Annotated in this window: 9 protein-coding genes; 3 read left to right on the top strand and 6 right to left on the bottom strand. The window is 59.8% G+C overall.

Annotated elements, in window-relative coordinates; all coding sequences use genetic code 11:
• Positions 1 to 29: 29 nt before the first annotated feature.
• Together J3P96_RS07175 and J3P96_RS07170 are read left to right on the top strand one after the other, a co-directional pair.
• A complete protein-coding gene (locus J3P96_RS07175) occupies positions 30 to 5,132 on the top strand; it encodes an NEL-type E3 ubiquitin ligase domain-containing protein (RefSeq protein ID WP_434656280.1) in 5,103 nt (1,700 codons plus the stop codon).
• A gap of 291 nt (positions 5,133 to 5,423) precedes the next feature.
• Positions 5,424 to 10,439, top strand: coding sequence for a dermonecrotic toxin domain-containing protein (locus J3P96_RS07170; protein ID WP_434656279.1), 5,016 nt, complete (start codon positions 5,424 to 5,426; stop codon positions 10,437 to 10,439).
• Between the two features lie 6 nt (positions 10,440 to 10,445).
• On the opposite strand, the gene J3P96_RS07165 is transcribed toward J3P96_RS07170, so the two are convergent.
• The 6 genes from J3P96_RS07165 to acs form a co-directional block, all read right to left on the bottom strand.
• Entirely contained in the window at positions 10,446 to 11,426 is a 981-nt protein-coding gene (locus J3P96_RS07165) for a GlxA family transcriptional regulator (RefSeq protein WP_305499333.1), read from the bottom strand.
• A gap of 112 nt (positions 11,427 to 11,538) precedes the next feature.
• Complete coding sequence (locus J3P96_RS07160; protein ID WP_434656278.1) at positions 11,539 to 12,303, bottom strand: ABC transporter ATP-binding protein; 765 nt, start codon at positions 12,301 to 12,303, stop codon at positions 11,539 to 11,541.
• 56 nt (positions 12,304 to 12,359) lie between these two features.
• Complete coding sequence (locus J3P96_RS07155) at positions 12,360 to 13,058, bottom strand: ABC transporter permease (protein WP_434572342.1); 699 nt, start codon at positions 13,056 to 13,058, stop codon at positions 12,360 to 12,362.
• Complete coding sequence (locus J3P96_RS07150; protein ID WP_215008046.1) at positions 13,055 to 13,744, bottom strand: ABC transporter permease; 690 nt, start codon at positions 13,742 to 13,744, stop codon at positions 13,055 to 13,057. The genes J3P96_RS07155 and J3P96_RS07150 overlap by 4 nt, the downstream gene beginning before the upstream one ends.
• 90 nt (positions 13,745 to 13,834) lie before the next feature.
• Positions 13,835 to 14,608, bottom strand: a complete 774-nt coding sequence (locus J3P96_RS07145) for an ABC transporter substrate-binding protein (protein ID WP_305499327.1) — start codon at positions 14,606 to 14,608, stop codon at positions 13,835 to 13,837.
• A 750-nt stretch (positions 14,609 to 15,358) separates the two neighbouring features.
• Complete coding sequence (acs, locus tag J3P96_RS07140) at positions 15,359 to 17,314, bottom strand: acetate--CoA ligase (protein ID WP_434601607.1); 1,956 nt, start codon at positions 17,312 to 17,314, stop codon at positions 15,359 to 15,361.
• Between the two features lie 418 nt (positions 17,315 to 17,732).
• On the opposite strand from acs, the gene J3P96_RS07135 reads away from it, so the two are divergent.
• Positions 17,733 to 17,996, top strand: coding sequence for a DUF2790 domain-containing protein (locus J3P96_RS07135; protein ID WP_305499325.1), 264 nt, complete (start codon positions 17,733 to 17,735; stop codon positions 17,994 to 17,996).
• Positions 17,997 to 18,031 lie beyond the last annotated feature (35 nt).

Here is an 18,031-nt window from a genome sequence, read left to right as displayed (position 1 = left end):
GGCCTACATCAACCTATTCGGAATCAACCATGAATACGCCCATCACCGTCGTGCTTCCCAGGCGCAAAATCGCCCATCACAAGCTCATTGAAAAAGCCCTGCCTGAGTGGATCGCCAAGACCCCGCTCAAGCAACTCGAGCATTTGAAAACCATCCGTCCCGAACTTCCCGATTGGTTCAAGCAGGCCACGCCGGCACAACACAAGGAACTGAGAGGTACACACACAGACAGCTGGACAAAACGTAACGAGGTCGAAAAGGAGCTGGAGCGATTACTGGATGTGCATTCGTTTGCCGAGCCGCTGCTCAAGAAACACATCAAGCAACGCTTCAACATCGATCTGGATGTCAGGGAAACATTCATAAACCTCTATATTCCGACCAGACTTCCAATCATTGACCTGCCCACGGACGGCTCGAAGCAATGGCGTGTGTCGGTACTCGATGCAGCCTTGCATAACTTCGAGGCCTTCGAGGGAGAAGCGGATGCACACCTTCCCGAGTCCGGCTTCATCACCCGCCCTGACGCACATGGCCGGTTCAGGATACTCGACGAGGTCACCGGCAAGCTTCCGGTCGATCAGTTCGTCAGATTCTGCCGGGAGCTGGATATCGGTCGGCGCTACGACATCCATTTGAGGGAGGAGCTGGGCCTGGATGACCATGGCAAACAACTGCGCCTCAAAACCCGGATCATCGCCAGCCAACTAGCGGACCTGAAAGCCGCCCTGCACCACGCAAGCCTGACTCTCGCCATTCAGAAAAGCAGCCTGCAGTCGCTGCTGGCCTTTATCGCGGGCCGGGATAACACCTGGCAGACCTATGAGCTGACCTTGCTCTCGACGCCATTGACCGGCCCCATGATCTTCTCCCCCGGTAGCGAGTGGTCAGCCTCCGCCCCCGTTGTCGTCTACATCCCCCACGACCCGAAGGTCCCCCTCAAGGAATACCCGTCGATGGCTGCGTTCATGACCCACCTCACCGAGCAACTACGCGGCGACAGCTACAAAAAGTTTTTCAGCCGCTTTATCCAGCATGACCAACTGGGCAGTTTCCACGGGGCCCTCAAGCGCAAATTTTTTCACGTCATCGAGGATCGCCCTAACGCTCCCGACTTCGGGATGCCGGAGCATGGATTTGTCGAAGATCTGAAACCAATTCCAGACCCAAGCCTGGACTACTCGGCCTCGAAAATATCCGGGGACGTCCTGGAAGAGCTCTACAACAAACAACTGAGCAAGATTTTCAAGGACGCGAAAGTCATTGCTGTGTCTACCGACAGTGAAGACCGCAAGACCCGCCATGATCGCTGGGAGCGAATAAAGAGTGTCGGCCTTGCGCTGTTCAACGCCGCGCTATTTGTCATCGCGCCCTTTGTGCCGGTCGTCGGCGAGTTGATGTTGCTGCAGATGGCCTATCAACTGCTCGAAGACGCTTACGAAGGTGTACGCGACTGGGTGGCGGGCAAATCGATCGAAGCCTTTGAACATTTGTTCAGCATTGTCGAAACCGTACTCCAAGCGGCCGGGTTTGCCGTAGGGGGGAGCATTGTCGGGGATTTGCTCGCCAAACCATCATCGTTCGTCAAAAACCTCAAGCCGGTGATTTCCACCGATGGCAAAACGCGGCTGTGGAACCCTGACCCGGCACCCTATGCACACCCGATCGAAGTACCGCCCACCTCGAAACCCGACACGCTTGGCCTGCACGAACATGACAGCCGCATCTTGCTGAAGCTGGCAGCGGATGACGATTCACAGCACATCCTGGCCCTGAGCAAAACCGCCGAAACAGAACGCTATACCCTGACTCACCCGACCCGGCCCGACGCCTACAGCCCGCGAATGGAACATAACGGCCAGGGCGCCTGGTTGATGGAGGGTGAACAACCGCAAGCCTGGAAAAGCCAGACACTGATGCGGCGCCTGGGCCACGCGACGGATGGCTTCAGCGATGCCAAACTGCAACAGCTGCGCATCATCAGTGGCACCGACGAAGGCGTTCTGCGCAGGGTTCATCTGCAAAACGAAGCCATGCCGCCCTTGCTGGACGATACCTTGGCGCGCTTCAGAACCCACCGGACTGTCAACCAGAATATCGGCCGTATCCGCGCGGGCGAAGCGCTGGACACCCAGGGCGGCTGGTTTGAACCCCTGGTAACCGAACTGGATGGCTGGCCCAGCGACAAAGCCCTGGAGGTATTTGCCGACTTCACGTTAACCGGCACACCTCATCACTACGGGGCATCCGTCCCGTCCGCCGACACCTTCAAGATCTCCCTGGGGGAGCTGAACGGCGGAAAACTTGCTCCGCTTATTGTCGAGGGTCTCGATGAGCAACAACTCAGCGACTTGGTCGGATCGCAAACCCCGAAAGAACAGGCGCCACAGCGCCTGAATGAAAAACTGGCCGACCGCGCCGCGAGCCGCAAGGTGGAAATTTTCGAGCAGGAATACCACGGACAAGAACCCAGGCAGGCGCCAGAAGCTGCACTGATCGAAAACACGATTGCGGACCTGCCTGCGCCAGTAACCCGGGTATTGCTCGACACGGCAACGCCTGCGGAAAACACCGCTATGACCGACCAGAACCGCGTTCCCCTGCGACTCAGGAACCTGGCCGAGGAGATGCACGTACAAACCCGGATAACCCGCGCCCAGGAAGGTCTTCTTGAAGACGACCTGCTCACCCCAGAAGGAGAAACGCTGACGCTCAACACCCTCAAGGCTTTTTCCGACGCGATCAGCGATGTCCACATTGAAGTCCGCGACAAAGTAATTGACGGCACGCTGCGCGCAAACCATCAACCGCAGCGCGCTACGCTCAAACGCGTGCTGGTGCGCACAGAGCCAGGCAAATATGAAGTGCGTGACACGGATGACCAATTGCTGCATCCGGCCAAACGTTTCCACAACGCCTTGCTCAATGCCCTGCCGCCGAAAAATCTCGGCAAATTGACCTCGCGCTTCAAGCCAGGCGAAAAATTCAAGCACTGGCTTATCGACCAGTACCAGAACACCCGCCAGATCCGCACCGCAATGGATTTCCCAGCCGTCGGCGCCTCCACAGCGCGCGAAACCGAAACCTTGCTGCGTGGGCCGATTTATAGTCGTTTACGGCCTGCGGCCGAAGCCTTGCCCGCCGAAGTCGACCCATTGGCTGAACGGCTGAAAGAAATCTACCCGACTCGGGATGAAGAGCAGATCGCCAACATGGTCAGCAGACTCGACTCCGATGAGCAGATGCAAAAGCTCGCCGAGCTGGAGGACGAGAAGGCACAGCTTTTCGATGAGCTGGATAAGTGGGCGTCCACCCTGCCCCGCCATATCAATGCTCGCAGGATCCTCGCCGCACGACGCGAGATCACCCGTCGAATCAAGGACTCCTGGCTGCGTGGCGAAAAAGAGCAGATCCGCACCAACGGTGAGATATCTCGCGAGGACGTCACACTGAAGCTGGACCAGATATCGTTTGAGGGGGTGAAAATCGAAGATCTCGCGTTGAGCAAAAAGCTGCCCCATGTAATAAAACTGAGCCTGATTCAGTGCAATTTGTCTTCACTCAGCACAGATTTCCTCTCCAACTTCCCTGAGGTTCAGGTGTTGACCGCCGTCGGCAACAACTTGCAAAGCCTGCCTGAGGCCTTGAACGACCTGCCCACATTGCGCGTTATCAATCTTTCGCAAAACAAGATCGTGATTGATCCTGCCTCCGCAGCCAGTCTGCAAAAACCCGCGCTGCTATCTCTGAACCTCAACCAAAACCCCTTGGGTTTCGCTCCCGACGTCAGTCAACTGCCCGCTCTCAAAGCGCTCATGCTGAACAGGACGCAGATCACCGACTGGCCTCAAGGGCTGTTTTCACTCCCAAGACCCGAGCACTTCGACCTACAAATGCAGGGCAACCAGATAACCACCGTGCCCGACTGCGAAGCCGGATCCCCCGAGGCCTGGATTGTCGCCCGCACGCGCCTGGACCGGCAGAAACTCGATCTGCAAAACGATGAAAAGCTCGCCAATTACCGTCGCTCGGTGGGCCTCGATCCTCATCGTACCTATCCGCCACGGGGCGATAAAGGCAGTGCTTTCTGGTTGAAGGATTATCGCGGCAGGAGTCTGGAGGCGAGGAAATTCACTTGGGATGTTCTGGAAAACGAAGTCGGCTCCCAAGGTTTTTTCGAAGTCATCGCCAAGTTGGAAATAACCGACGATACCCTCTTCGAGACCGACGAGGATCAAGAAGCCTATGAAGAAAACCGCTCTGCACTCACTGACCAGGTCTGGCGAGTGATAGAGGCAGCCAGTGACGACATCGAGCTACGCGAGAAGCTGTTCACAATGGCCGACGCCCCCACCAACTGTGCAGATGCCGGGGCGCAGATTTTCAATGCCATGGGGATCGAGACCATGCTCTCTGAGATCTCTCACGCTGGCAGCGATGCCCCGACGCTGGAAAAAAACCTGATCGGCCTGGCCAGGGGCAAAGCACGACTCAACAAGCTCTACGAAATCGCCCGCGCCGACGTGGCGCAGCGTGTATTGCCTGTGGAAGATGGCGGCCTGGGCCTGCGGTTCACCAGCGAGGTAATCAACGGTGAACCCGGCACGGTGGACGAGGTCGAGGTGCACACGGCCTATCAGGCCCGTTTCGTCAACAGCCTGGAGCTACCGTGGGTATCGGAACACATGGTTTATCGAAACACGGCGAACGTCACCGAACCGCAAATACAGAACGCCATGCGCCTGGTGCGAGAGGGTGAGCGTAACGGTGGCCTGGTCAATCAGATCCTTGATGTCGAGTTCTGGGACACTTACCTGAGCGACGCCTACGCCGATAGACTCCAGGCCAACGATGAACTCTACGAAGCCCAGGCCGAGCAGCTAGAAGAACTGCGGGACCTGCAACACGAGTGGGTCGAATTCAATACCCGCCTGGAAGACAGGGATCCGGCAAAAAAACAGAGGCTGAGCGAACTCGCCAGCCAGTTGAGCGTGCCTGAAGCTGACGTGCTGACCGCAGGTAAAATGCCGGACAGCACCTATAACCGAGCCTACAGCGCCATCGCCGACCGGCGGAAAAAACTCAGGCGTGTCCTGACCAGTGAAGCGCTCACCCGGGCCCGCCTGGTTTAACACTCGTCTGCACCTGGCAGCGATGACGGCTCGACGAGCCACCCTTCGCGAGCAGGCTCGCTCCCACAAGGGTTCAGGGCTGCCGCAGGTTCCGTATCCACAACAAAAAACCCGTGGGAGCGAGCCTGCTCGCGAAGCTCTTGAAACTGTGTACACCGCATCCACGCCGCGCCGCAGATTACGCAACACCGCGCGGCGTGCCATGCATTTCAGGCGCTATACATATGTAGTGCCTTTGGCTCGGGAAATTTTGTTCTGCTGGCGCCTTCACTTACTTTTGAAGGCCACGTTATGCCCCCACTCAACCTCTCAGTGGACACCGCCATCGCGGTTAAATCCCACTACCAGCACATGCTTGATGCCATCCCGTCCTGGGTGGGCAAGGCCCCCGCACAACAACAGACTGAGCTCAGGCAGGCCAAGCCGCTATTCGCCCCCTGGCTGCTCGGCGCACCCGCCTCGCGGCACGCGCAGATGAAGCGCTTGAACGCCGCCCACTGGCGCGCACGCAATGGGCTAAAGGAGCGCCTGCAAGCGCTGCAGGACATCAATGCCTTTGCCAGGCCGCTGCTTGAAGCCGCTATTAGCACTCAGTTCGGCTTGACGCTGGACGTCGAGAAAACCCAGTTATGGCTGTACGTACCACTGAATATTCCATGGCTGCCGATCCCCTCCGGTGGCGCGCGGACGTGGAAGGTCTCCTTGCTGGATGCTGCTTTGCACAACTTTGAACCGGACGAGGCAAAACCCGATGCCTACGAACCAGACTCGACCTATGTCGCCGAGATCACGAAGAGCTCGGAGGAAGGCGAGACGGGACGTTTCAAACCGCTGATGTCGATCGGGCAGCAGATGCCGATTCCGGCATTTATCCAGCTGTGTCGGGTATTGGATATCGGCGGCCAGTACCAGCGTCACCTTCAGCAGCAACTGGGCATCGGCGACACCGTTGCAACCCGCGCACTGCAGCGCCAGGTCAGCGAAAGCCAGGAAGCGGCACTCAAGGCCGCCCTGCACCTGGCGCTGATGAAAAAAGACATCAGCGCGCAAAGCCACTCGCAGGTCCTCGGCCTGCTGGACGGTTTGCCAGGCATGCAGCTCGACGGCCAGCCACTGTGCAGCCATGACTTGAAGATCATGGACGTTGCGCTGACCGGCATAGTGCTGTTCGCCCCGGACTTCGAACAGGCGCAGCACACCGTGTCATTGGTCGCCTATATTCCCGACGATCCCCAAGGCGCGATCCAGGAATACGCCTCTTCAACGCTGTTCAGCTCGGCGTTGACTCAAAGGCTACGAGAAAAAAACTACCAGCAATTCTTCAGTCGCTTTGTCGGACACCAGGAACGCCCGTTGTTTTTCTTCGAGCTGAACCAGCGGCTGGCTTCCATCCAATGGCACCGACCGGCTCCCGGTGACTCCCGCCCACCATGGCGAAAAACCCCGACCGATAAGCCCAACCTGCTGTTCAGCGCACAGCTGACCCCAAGCGACCTGATGCGGCACCTCCATCAGGGCAAGCTGAACAAAATCCTCAATGACGCGCGAACCATTGCCGTTTCCACTGCCAGCGCCGACCGCAACGCCCGCTGGAAACGCTGGGACGCCCTGTCCAGGATTGCCAGCGAACTGGTCAGTATCGCCGCGTTCATCGCCACGCCTTTTTTCCCGCCGCTGGGCGCCTTGATGCTCGGCTATGCCGCTTACCAACTGCTGGACGATACGTTCGAAGGAATCGTCGATTGGGCCGAAGGATTAAAACTGCAGGCTTTCGAGCACCTGATGAGCGTGATGGAAACCCTGGTCCAGCTCGGCGGCTTCGCGATAGGCGTACCGATAGCCGAGGGCATGCTGCGCCAGGCACTGCCAAAGCAATTATGGACGTTCATCGACAACCTGATGCCGGTCACCCGCCCTGATGGCCAGCAACGCTTGTGGTACCCGGACCTGACACCCTATCACCAGGATATCGAACCGGTCAGCAGCGCCGGCCCCGATCAGCTTGGCCTGCATGAGCACCTCGGCCGAAAAATCCTGAAACTGGACACGCAGCGCTTTGTCGTCAGGCAAGATGCCGGCGAAGGCATTTATCAGATCGAGCACCCGGCACGCGTGGATGCCTATGCTCCACAGCTCAGCCACAATGGCGCCGGCGCCTGGCGAACGGAGCTGGACCGCCCGTTGACCTGGGACGACACCATGCTCGTCCGCCGTCTAGGCCAGCAGACCGACGCATTCTCGGACGAGCAACTCCAGCAGATGCTCACCGTCAGCGGCACTCACCCCGATGCGCTGCGCAAATTGCACATCAACAACGAACCGCCACCGCCGCTGCTGGCCGATACGTTGGAGCGCTTCAAGGTCGCCCAGGATCTTCAACGCTTCGTTGACCTGATGGGCAGTGACGATCCGTTGCTCTATCGCCGCGCCGACGTGCAAACCCAAATACAGCTGTTGACCAGTTATGGGCTGCTGCCATCGACCCGGGGGCTGCGCTTTCTCGATGGCGCCGGAAAAGTCGCATGGAGTTTTCCGCCCGCCTCGCGCCTGCCCATGATCGACATCCCCGAAGCGCAGATGAACAATGGGGCGATGCTCGATACGATCATGCAGGGCTTGAGCGAACCGGAGATCAAGACGCTGCTGGACGAAGAACCCGGCCTCCCGCCCACCAGCCTCGGCGCCCGAACGGCCCGGTTGCGCCAGCAGATGGCAAAACTGGCCGATGACAAATGGGCCTCGTTATTCGAAACGCGCTACAGCGCGAAACAGGCCCCCCCTGATCCCGCGGCTCGAAACCTGATGGACCGTTATCAGGGTCTGCCTCGCAGCGTCGCCGAAGAGCTGCTGCGCACCGCCACGGTCGAGGAATACAAGGGCATCGGCGCCAACCGTTTTTCGCCGCGCATCGATGAACTGGCGCGCTGGACCCTGCTGGAAACCCGCACCGTTCGCGCCTACGAAGGCCTGTATATCGACAACCTTGGCGGGGCCGACACTGATCGGCTGGTCCTGCATTCGTTGGATCGATTGCCCAACTGGTCCGCGGAGGTACGCTTGGACATGCGCGCTTATTCCTTCAGGGGCACGATGCAAGACAGCGTCGGAGCCCTCCAGGCAAAAATCGTCAGGACCCTGGTTCGCGGCGACGACAGACGCTATACCCCCTTTGATGATGCCGGTCTCGAACTGCATGGCCCGACGGATATCTATCAAGGCGTGCTGCAGGCTTTGCCCGATGCGCAACGCAACGCGCTGGGCATCCACATCGGCCAAGGCGAGCGCCTGCGCCAGGCCATCGGCCGCTCCCCGCTGGACCGCGACAGCGTGCGAGTACTGCTGGCCAGCGACCCGGTCCGCAAGCCCCACTACGACAGCAGGATCATGCGCCTGCCCGGCGGCATGGATGGCTATCGGCCCGGCGCGCCGGCGAGTGGACCGAGCGCTTCACCAACGCCGGAGGAACGCGCGCAAGACCTGTTTCCGACGTTCAATGCCGAGCAGATCCGCAACCTGGTCAGGTCTCTGGAAAGCCGCCCTGCAGGTGCCAACTCGACCTTGGTGGCATTACAACAATCCTACTCGGCACTGGAGGTGGACCTTTCCCGCTGGGTGAGCGATACGCCGCAACCCGCCGCCGGGACGGGAGTCATCGTGAGCGCCAGCGACTACCAGGCAGCCAGACTCAACCGTCAGCGCTGGGCTGAAGAGATCAAGCGATGCCTGCGGCGGGAAACGGAGCTGGATGAGTTTCAAGGCAGCCATACCAGACCCAGTCACGTATTGGAACTGGAAGAACCGATGCCAGGTCCGTTGCCGCCCCTGAGGATGCCCTTCACGCATGTGACCTATCTGCAATTGGCTGGCGACAGCACAACCGAGGGCCTCGTCGAATTCCTGCAGGCCTTTCCCGGCCTCCGGCATCTGGACGTCGATGGGATACCGATCCGAACGCTACCGGAGCAGATCACCAGCCTGCCGGATCTGGGCGTACTGACGCTGAACAATTGCCGGATCACTCTGGATGCCAACACCCATGCCGCGCTTTCATCCATGACCCGGTTGCGTGTGCTGGACCTGTCCGATAATCCACTCGGGGGGGCCCCCGATGTAAGCAGGATGGCAGAGCTGCGGCAGTTGAAGCTCAGGAACACAGGTATCGATCAGGTGCCAACAGGGCTTGAAACTCGTCCGCAACTGACCGCCGCCAGGCTCGAACGCAACCGCATCACCGACCTGCCCCCAGCGCTGTTCGAGTTGCCGGGCGAGGTCAGCAAGAAGATCGACCTCACCGGCAATCCACTCTCCCGGGCAACACTCGACCGAGTGAAAGCCTACGCCTTGGAAAACGCCGAGCACATGAGTGTCGATGCCCCGCATGAATTGAGCCGACGGGTACAGGCGCTCTACCCGTCACTTAGCCGCAGGGACGCCAATCGATTCATTTTCAGCCTGCCGGGTACGCTCGACGAGGTCCCCGGAGGGCTGTCACGCCTGGAAAGCGAATTGGCCCAGCTCACAGCCGACCTCGAACGATGGCGGCAAGACGTGTTCCTGCCGGATCCGATCGCCCTGACACAAGAGCAGCTCAGGCGCAGTGCGCTCAAGGAGAAGCTTGTCGATTGCTGGCAACGCGACTTTTATCAAGACCCCGATGAGCTGCCCGACAGGTTCGCGTTCGCCGGGAACATCCATGGCGCGATGCCCAGGCTCGATGCGCGATTCGAGCACATTACGACAGTCGACCTGCAAGGCGGCGTTGCCACGACCGGAGTGGATGGCCTGCTCCAGTGCTTTCCCAATCTTCAGACCGTGAACCTGGCCGATTTCAACCTGGGACAGCTGCCCGAATCGATATTCAACATGCCCCAGCTGACCGACCTCACCCTGCAAAACTGCAGGATTCGGCTGACACCTGCCGACGCAGGGCGTCTCGCCGGATTGACCGGGCTGGAAGATCTGGATTTGAGCGGCAACCCGCTGGGTACTACCCCAGAGGTCTGGCGCATGACCCGGTTGAAAACCTTATTGCTACCCGACTCGCAACTGACGCGGGTGCCAGAAGACGTTTTCAACATGTCCACGCTGCTGACCCTCGACCTCAGCAATAATCTGATCACCGACCTGCCCGTCGATATCCTCGAAATGAGCGCCGAGACTGGTGAGGACTTCGAACTGGACGGCAACCCGTTCTCGGAACAGGGCCTGGGGCTTCTACGAATCCGCTATCAGCAAACCGGTAACGACATGGGCGTGGCCGCGGCCAGGCTGGATGCGCAAGGGAACCCGTTGCAGACACACCGCTAGCAAATCTCAGCCGCGCTCCGACGGCACCGACGACAATTCGAACGGGCTGCTGCTGCGCCGCTGGTTACGATCTTCCCGCGGCGTGGCGCCGAAGAAGTTGCGGTAGGCGCTGGAGAAATGCGGCCCGGAGGAGAAACCGCAGGACAGGCCGATCTGGATGATCGATTTGCTGGTCTGCATCAGCATCTGCCGCGCCTTGTTCAGGCGCAGCTCCAGGTAGTACTGGCTGGGCACGCGGTTGAGGTATTGCTTGAAGATCCGCTCCAGCTGCCGACGGGACACGCACACATGCTGGGCGATTTCGTCGGTGGTCAGCGGCTCTTCGATGTTGGCCTCCATCAGCAACACCGCCTGGGTGAGCTTCGGATGACTGGAGCCGAGGCGGTTCTGCAACGGGATGCGCTGGCGCTCGCCGCCTTCGCGAATGCGCTCGACCACCAGCTCCTCCGAGACCGCGCCGGCCAGCTCGGCGCCGTGATCGCGCGCCAGCACCGCCAGCAACAGGTCGAGCACCGACATGCCGCCGCAGGCGCTCAGGCGATCGCGGTCCCAGTCGAACAAATGGCTGGTGGCGATAACCTTTGGAAAACGCTCGGAGAAATCGTCCTGCCAGCGCCAGTGTACGGCGGCCCGGTAACCATCAAGCAAACCCAACTGCGCCAGCGGATAGACACCGGCGGACAAGCCGCCAATGACGCATCCGGCGCGCACCAGTTGCTTGAGCGCGCTGCTCAGCGGCGAAGCCAGCGACGTCGGCGGCTCGTCGGCTAGCAGGAACAGTTTCTGCAGGCCTTCGAGCTTGCCGGCCCAAGGTTCGCCCGGCAGTTGCCAGGCACCCTCGGCCGGCGGCTCGGCGTGCAAAAACGACAGCTCGTAGACCACGTCCGGATGCACTCGCTGCGCAACACGCAAGGCCTCCTCGGCCAGCGCCAGCGTCAACGCTTTAGTGCTGGGCCAAATCAGGAAACCTATTCGATGGGCAGTCATGGCGAGCGATCCGAAGCGAAAACAGTGTTAAAGCCAAAAGCGGCTGCAACCAAATTAGACCATCTGGCGCGCGGTGCGCAGCATGACCCAAATCAGGTGCGTACGGGAGCGATTACTTCAGGCTGCCCGACAGGAATTGTTGCAAGCGCTCCGATTGCGGATTGACCAGCACTTCGCGCGGGTTGCCGCTTTCTTCGACGATGCCTTTGTGCAGGAATACCAGTTGGTTCGACACCTCGCGGGCGAAGCCCATCTCGTGAGTCACCACCACCATGGTCCGGCCTTCCAGGGCCAGGGCCTGCATCACCTTGAGCACGTCGCCGACCAGCTCCGGGTCCAGCGCCGAGGTTGGCTCGTCGAACAGCATCACTTCAGGCTCCATCGCCAGCGCCCGGGCAATCGCCACGCGCTGTTGTTCACCGCCGGACATGTGGCCCGGGTAGGCGTCCTTGCGATGCGCCACGCCGACCTTGTTCAGGTAATGCTCGGCCTTCTCCCGCGCCTCGGCCTTGGCCACGCCCAGTACGTGCACGGGCGCTTCGATGATGTTTTCCAGTGCGGTCATGTGCGACCACAGGTTGAAATGCTGGAACACCATCGACAACCGCGAACGCATACGCTGCAATTGCTTGGGATCCGAGGCCTTCATGGCGCCGTCCTTGCCTGCCACCAGCCTCAGCTCTTCGTTGTTGAGCAAAATCTTGCCGGCGTGGGGTTGCTCAAGCAGGTTGATGCAACGCAGGAAGGTGCTCTTGCCGGAGCCGCTGGAGCCGATGATGCTGATCACATCACCGGCGGCGGCTTTCAGGGACACGCCCTTGAGCACTTCATGACTGCCATAGCGTTTATGCAGGTCTTGGACTTCAAGCTTGTACATGCGGTCGGTTCTCACAAAACGTCAGTCGTTGAGCAGTCGATCGGATCGATGCGTTATCAGTGCTTGCGCGGGGCCAGGTAACCCAGCCAGCGGCGCTCGGCCAGTTTGAACAGGCGCACCAGGATGAAGGTCAGGCACAGGTAGAAAACGCCGGCCGTGATGTAGGCCTCGAACGGCAGGTAATACTGCGCGTTCACCGTGCGCGCGGCGCCGGTGATGTCAATCAGGGTGACGATGGACGCCAGGCTGGTGGTCTGCAGCATCATGATCACTTCGTTGCTGTATTGCGGCAGTGCCCGGCGCAACGCCGACGGCAGCAGGATCCGGCGGTACAGCTTGTAGCGCGACATGCCCATGGCCTTGGCCGCCTCGATCTCGCCGTTAGGCGTGGCCCGCAGGCTGCCGGCGATGATTTCGGCGGTGTAGGCGCTGGTGTTGATGGCGAACGCCAGGCACGCACAGAACGTCGCGCTGGACAGCCACGGCCAGAGGAAGCTCTCGCGCACCACCTGGAACTGCGCCAGCCCGTAGTAGATCAGAAACAGCTGCACCAGCATCGGCGTGCCGCGGATCACGTAGGTGTAGAGCCAGGCCGTCATGTTGACGATCGGCTGCTTGGACACGCGCATCAGCCCCAGGGGCAACGCCGCCAGCAGGCCGAAGAACAGCGACAGGGCCAGCAGCTTCAGGGTGGTCAGCAGGCCACTGAAGTACAGCGGCAAGGCTTCATAGATGACGTTGTAGTCGAAGATCATAGATCAGCCGCCCTTACGCCTACCGAGTAGCGCTTCTCAAGGTGACGCAATGCCAGCAACGAGACACTGGTGATCACCAGGTACATCGCCGCCACCGCGAGGAAGAAGGTGAAAGGCTCGCGGGTGGCATCCGCCGCCTGCTTGGCCTTGAACATCATGTCTTGCAGGCCCACGACCGAAATCAGCGCGGTGGCCTTGGTCAGTACCAGCCAGTTGTTGGTGAAGCCCGGGATCGCCAGGCGGATCATCTGCGGCACCATCACCCGGAAAAACACCTGGAAGCCGTTCATGCCATATGCCATGCCCGCCTCGGCCTGCCCCTTGGGGATTGCCATGAACGCGCCGCGAAAGGTCTCGGACAGGTACGCACCGAAGATGAAACCCAGGGTGCCGATACCGGCCGCCAGCGGGTTCAGGTCGATGTAGTCGTCATAGCCGAGCATCGGCGCGACGCGGTTGAGCAAGTCCTGGCCGCCGTAGAAAATCAGCAGGATCAGCACCAGGTCGGGAATGCCGCGGATGACCGTGGAATACAGGTCGCCCAGCCACGCCAGCCAACGCACCGGCGAGAGGCGCAACGCGACACCGATCAGCCCCAGGACGATGGCCAGGGCCATGGACGACAAGGCGAGCTGAAGCGTCAACCATGCGCCATCGAGGATGACAGCCCCGTAGCCTTTCAACATGATTCAGGTCCTCGAAAGTGGGATGAAAAAATGGCGCAAACCGCAGAGATCCTGTTGCTTGCGCCATTTCGCCGCAGTGGCGGGACGTGGTTACTTGCCGTAGATATCGAAGGCGAAGTATTTGTCCTGGATTTGCTTGTACTTGCCGTTCTCGCGAATGGCGGTGATCGCGCTGTTGATCTTGTCTTTCAGCGCATCGCCCTTGCGAACCGCGATACCGATGCCGTCGCCGAAGTATTTCTCGTCGGTGAAGGCCGGGCCGACGAAGGCAAAGCCCTTGCCCGCGTCAGTCTTCAGGAAGCCGTCATCCAGCAGCGTGGCGTCGGCCACGGTGCCATCGAGACGACCGGCGGAAACATCCAGGTAGATTTCGTTCTGCGAACCGTACGGCTTGATCTCGGCACCCAGCGGGGCCAGGACTTCACGGGCGAAACGCTCGTGGATCGAGCCGCGCTGCACACCGATGTTCTTGCCCTTGAGCTCGGCCAGGCCGTCGCTCACCTGGGTACCGGCCTTCATCACCAGGCGGGCCGGGGTGTTGTAGTACTTGTTGGTGAAGTCGACGGACTTCTTGCGATCTTCAGTGATCGACATGGACGACAGGATCGCATCGATCTTGCGCACTTTGAGCGCAGGGATCAGGCCGTCGAACTCTTGCTCGACCCACACGCACTTGACCTTCATCTCTTCGCACAGCGCATTGCCGATGTCGTAGTCGAAGCCGACGATGCTGCCATCCGGGGCTTTCGAGGCGAACGGAGGGTAAGCCGCTTCGATACCGATCTTCAGGGGTTTCTCATCGGCGAATGTCGGCAGGGACAGCACGGACAGTGCCAGGGCGCCAAGCAGCACAAGTTTCTTCATCTTGGAACTCCATCGGTAAAGGGCGAAAACGGCAGAGTGAGCAACAGCCCAATATGCGAATGGGTGGAACGAACTTGCGTCCTAGGAAGCTCACGATTTATTCAACGCGAGCCACGACGAGCGAGTGATCGGCATTCTAACGACAGGCCCGAAGCCGATATTTCTTCAATGCGACAACTAATTACAGAAGCACCGAGAAAGCTGTTCGAGCACATTGACAGCTCCGCAAATTCATGCAAGAGCAAAAGACAGGGAACCGATCCATGCTGCAAATAGCGGGCCCATTATTCGCAAACCCTTCTAATCCGGCAAGCACAGCGTGTCGGCTTGTTTTTCCATCGGTCCGAAACGGCCCTGAAACGGGGCTTTGCGTTTCACTTCGCCCCGTCGTGGCGCCTTCGGTTACACATTTCGAAACACCGGTAACGTTCAGACACCTCCTACTTTGAAGCCCGATATTTATTCAAACCCCTCCCGTGGCGAGGGAGCTTGCTCCCGCTGGGCTGCGCAGCGGCCTCACTACGGTTGTCCGGACACCCAACCTGTGGCGAGGGGATTTATCCCCGTGGGGCTGCGAAGCGGCCCTAAAGCCAGGCAACTCGGTGTATCAGAAAGAATGAGTTGGGTGACTTGGGGCTGCTGCGCAGCCCAGCGGGGATAAATCCCCTCGCCACAAATGTCATCAGGCGCGCATAAAAAAGCCCCACCCGGCAAACGCCAGGCGGGGCTTTTTGTGTGTTGCAATGAGCGTCAGGCGACGTTCATGGTCTTGTGCGTCTCGATCAGGTGCGCTACCACACCTGGGTCGGCCAGAGTGGAGATATCGCCCAAACCGTCGTATTCCGCCGTGGCGATCTTGCGCAGGATGCGGCGCATGATCTTGCCCGAACGGGTTTTCGGCAGCCCCGGCGCCCACTGGATCACGTCCGGCGAAGCAATCGGGCCGATCTCCTTGCGCACCCAGTTCTTCAATTCCAAGCGCAGGGCTTCGCTGGTTTCTTCGCCGGCATTCAAGGTGACGTAGACGTAGATGCCCTGCCCCTTGATGTCGTGCGGCACCCCCACCACCGCCGCCTCGGCAACTTTCGGGTGAGCAACCATGGCGCTCTCGATCTCGGCGGTGCCCATGCGGTGACCGGAGACGTTGAGCACGTCGTCCACCCGACCGGTGATCCAGTAGTAGCCGTCCTCGTCGCGACGAGCGCCGTCACCGGTGAAATACATGCCGCTGAAAGTCTTGAAGTAAGTATCGACAAAACGGTCATGGTCGCCGTACAGCGTACGAGCCTGGCCCGGCCACGAATCGAGGATCACCAGGTTGCCTTCGGCGGCGCCTTCGATCAGGTTGCCAAGGTTATCCACCAGCGCCGGCACCACGCCAAAGAACGGACGCGTGGCCGAACCCGGCTTCAACGCTGTGGCGCCTGGTAGCGGGCTGATCAGCACGCCGCCGGTTTCGGTCTGCCACCAGGTGTCGACGATCGGGCAACGCTCCTTGCCGACGTTCTTGTAGTACCAGTCCCAGGCTTCCGGGTTGATCGGCTCGCCCACCGAACCCAACAGGCGCAGGCTGCTGCCATCGGCACCTTCGACAGCGGCGGTGCCCGAGGCCATCATCGCGCGGATCGCGGTCGGCGCGGTGTAGAGAATATTGACCTTGTGCTTGTCGATGACCTTGGCCACCCGGGTGACGTCCGGGTAGTTCGGCACGCCTTCGAACAGCAGCGTGGTCGCGCCATTGGCCAACGGGCCGTAGACGATGTAGCTGTGGCCGGTAACCCAGCCCACGTCAGCGGTGCACCAGTAGATGTCACCGGGCTTGTAGTCGAATACACGTTCATGGGTCAGCGCCGCGTACAGCAAGTAACCGGCGGTGGTGTGCTGCACGCCCTTGGGCTTGCCGGTGGAACCGGAGGTGTAGAGGATGAACAGCGCTTCCTCGGCGCCCATCTCCTTCGGCGCGCAAACGGTGCCAGCCACTTTCATCAGGTCTTCGTACCAGATGTCACGATGCTGGTTCCACTTGATGTTGCCCGACGTGCGCTTGCACACGATGACTTTCTGGATGCTGCTGGTTTCCGGGTTGGTCAGCGCGTCATCGACGTTGGCCTTGAGCGGGATCTTCTTGCCGGCACGGATGCCTTCGTCGGCGGTGATCACCACTTTCGATTTGCAGTCGATGATGCGGCCGGCCAGGGCTTCCGGCGAGAAGCCGCCGAACACCACCGAGTGGATTGCACCGATCCGGGTGCAGGCCAGCATGGCGACCACAGCCTCGGGAATCATCGGCATGTAGATCGTCACCACGTCGCCGCGGTGCACGTCCTGGCCGCGCAGGGCGTTGGCGAACTTGCAGACTTCTTCATGCAGTTCACGATAAGTGATGTTGCGGCTCTCGGACGGGTCGTCGCCCTCCCAGATGATCGCAACCTGATCCCCGCGCTCTTCCAGATGACGGTCGAGGCAGTTGTAGGAAACGTTCAAGGTGCCATCGGCGAACCACTTGATGTCGACATGGTGATCATCGAACGAGGTCTGTTTCACCGTGGTGAAAGGCTTGATCCAGTCGAGGCGCTTGGCCTGCTCGCGCCAGAAGCCATCGGGGTTGACGACCGACTGCTGGTACATGGCCTTATAGGTCGCCTCGTCAGTCAGCGTACTGGCCGCAACCTCGGGACGAACGGGATACACAGAAGCCGCACTCATCTTTCTTACCTCGGTGACAATAGTTGTTTTTGTATGGTTCCGTTGTAGCTTGGGGCAGGCCTATAGAACCATTCGACGATGGTAGTAACAAGTCCCTACAAAATGTCGGTACTAACCTGCAAATCCACCTGAAGATATCTTCATGTGGGAGCGAGCCTGCTCGCGAAGGCGTCCTGTGACGCCAACCAATCCAACGGGTAATCAGCCGATTATTACCAGATCAACCAACAGTGTTTATCAAAACCAAGTCTGTTTACCCCTCCCCTCGCCTCCTAAAATCAACCACGCCAACCGGCAAACCCGATTGACGCAACACAGCCCCCACGAAGGCCGTTGATCCAACTTCCAACACTTGCTCCACACGCAGCCCCAAAAAGGCTGCGTGACCCCACTCGACCTCAAGAAAGGTGAAATACAGATGAAAGCTTTATGGGTTCTGGTCCTTGGCAGCCTTTGCGCCACCGCCATGGCGGATGAGGCCCCGACCGATGTCGCACAGCAAAAACCGGCGATCGAGGAGTACACCTACTCCACCCACCTGGACATCGCCAAAGTCATTTCCATGAGCACCATCCCGAATGTCTGCGAAGTGGTCCCGGCAAAAATGGAATATGAAGATTCCAAGGGCCAGCGCCACATCATGCGCTACAGCGTCATGGGCACCGGCTGCTCCAACGGTTGATCACAACTGGCAGTTTCCATGGCCCGATTTCGATC

The organism is Pseudomonas sp. R3-56 (assembly GCF_051132075.1).
Taxonomy (GTDB): domain Bacteria; phylum Pseudomonadota; class Gammaproteobacteria; order Pseudomonadales; family Pseudomonadaceae; genus Aquipseudomonas.
This window is presented reverse-complemented; position numbering and strand designations above follow the sequence as displayed.

Bases quoted from the DNA above. Each gene is read 5' to 3' on its own strand.
- J3P96_RS07170 (WP_434656279.1), top strand. From the start codon at position 5,424: ATGCCCCCACTCAACCTCTCAGTGGACACCGCCATCGCGGTTAAATCC.
- J3P96_RS07175 (WP_434656280.1), top strand. From the start codon at position 30: ATGAATACGCCCATCACCGTCGTGCTTCCCAGGCGCAAAATCGCCCAT.
- J3P96_RS07150 (WP_215008046.1), bottom strand. From the start codon at position 13,744: ATGTTGAAAGGCTACGGGGCTGTCATCCTCGATGGCGCATGGTTGACG.
- J3P96_RS07165 (WP_305499333.1), bottom strand. From the start codon at position 11,426: ATGACTGCCCATCGAATAGGTTTCCTGATTTGGCCCAGCACTAAAGCG.
- J3P96_RS07145 (WP_305499327.1), bottom strand. From the start codon at position 14,608: ATGAAGAAACTTGTGCTGCTTGGCGCCCTGGCACTGTCCGTGCTGTCC.
- J3P96_RS07160 (WP_434656278.1), bottom strand. From the start codon at position 12,303: ATGTACAAGCTTGAAGTCCAAGACCTGCATAAACGCTATGGCAGTCAT.
- J3P96_RS07155 (WP_434572342.1), bottom strand. From the start codon at position 13,058: ATGATCTTCGACTACAACGTCATCTATGAAGCCTTGCCGCTGTACTTC.
- acs (WP_434601607.1), bottom strand. From the start codon at position 17,314: ATGAGTGCGGCTTCTGTGTATCCCGTTCGTCCCGAGGTTGCGGCCAGT.
- J3P96_RS07135 (WP_305499325.1), top strand. From the start codon at position 17,733: ATGAAAGCTTTATGGGTTCTGGTCCTTGGCAGCCTTTGCGCCACCGCC.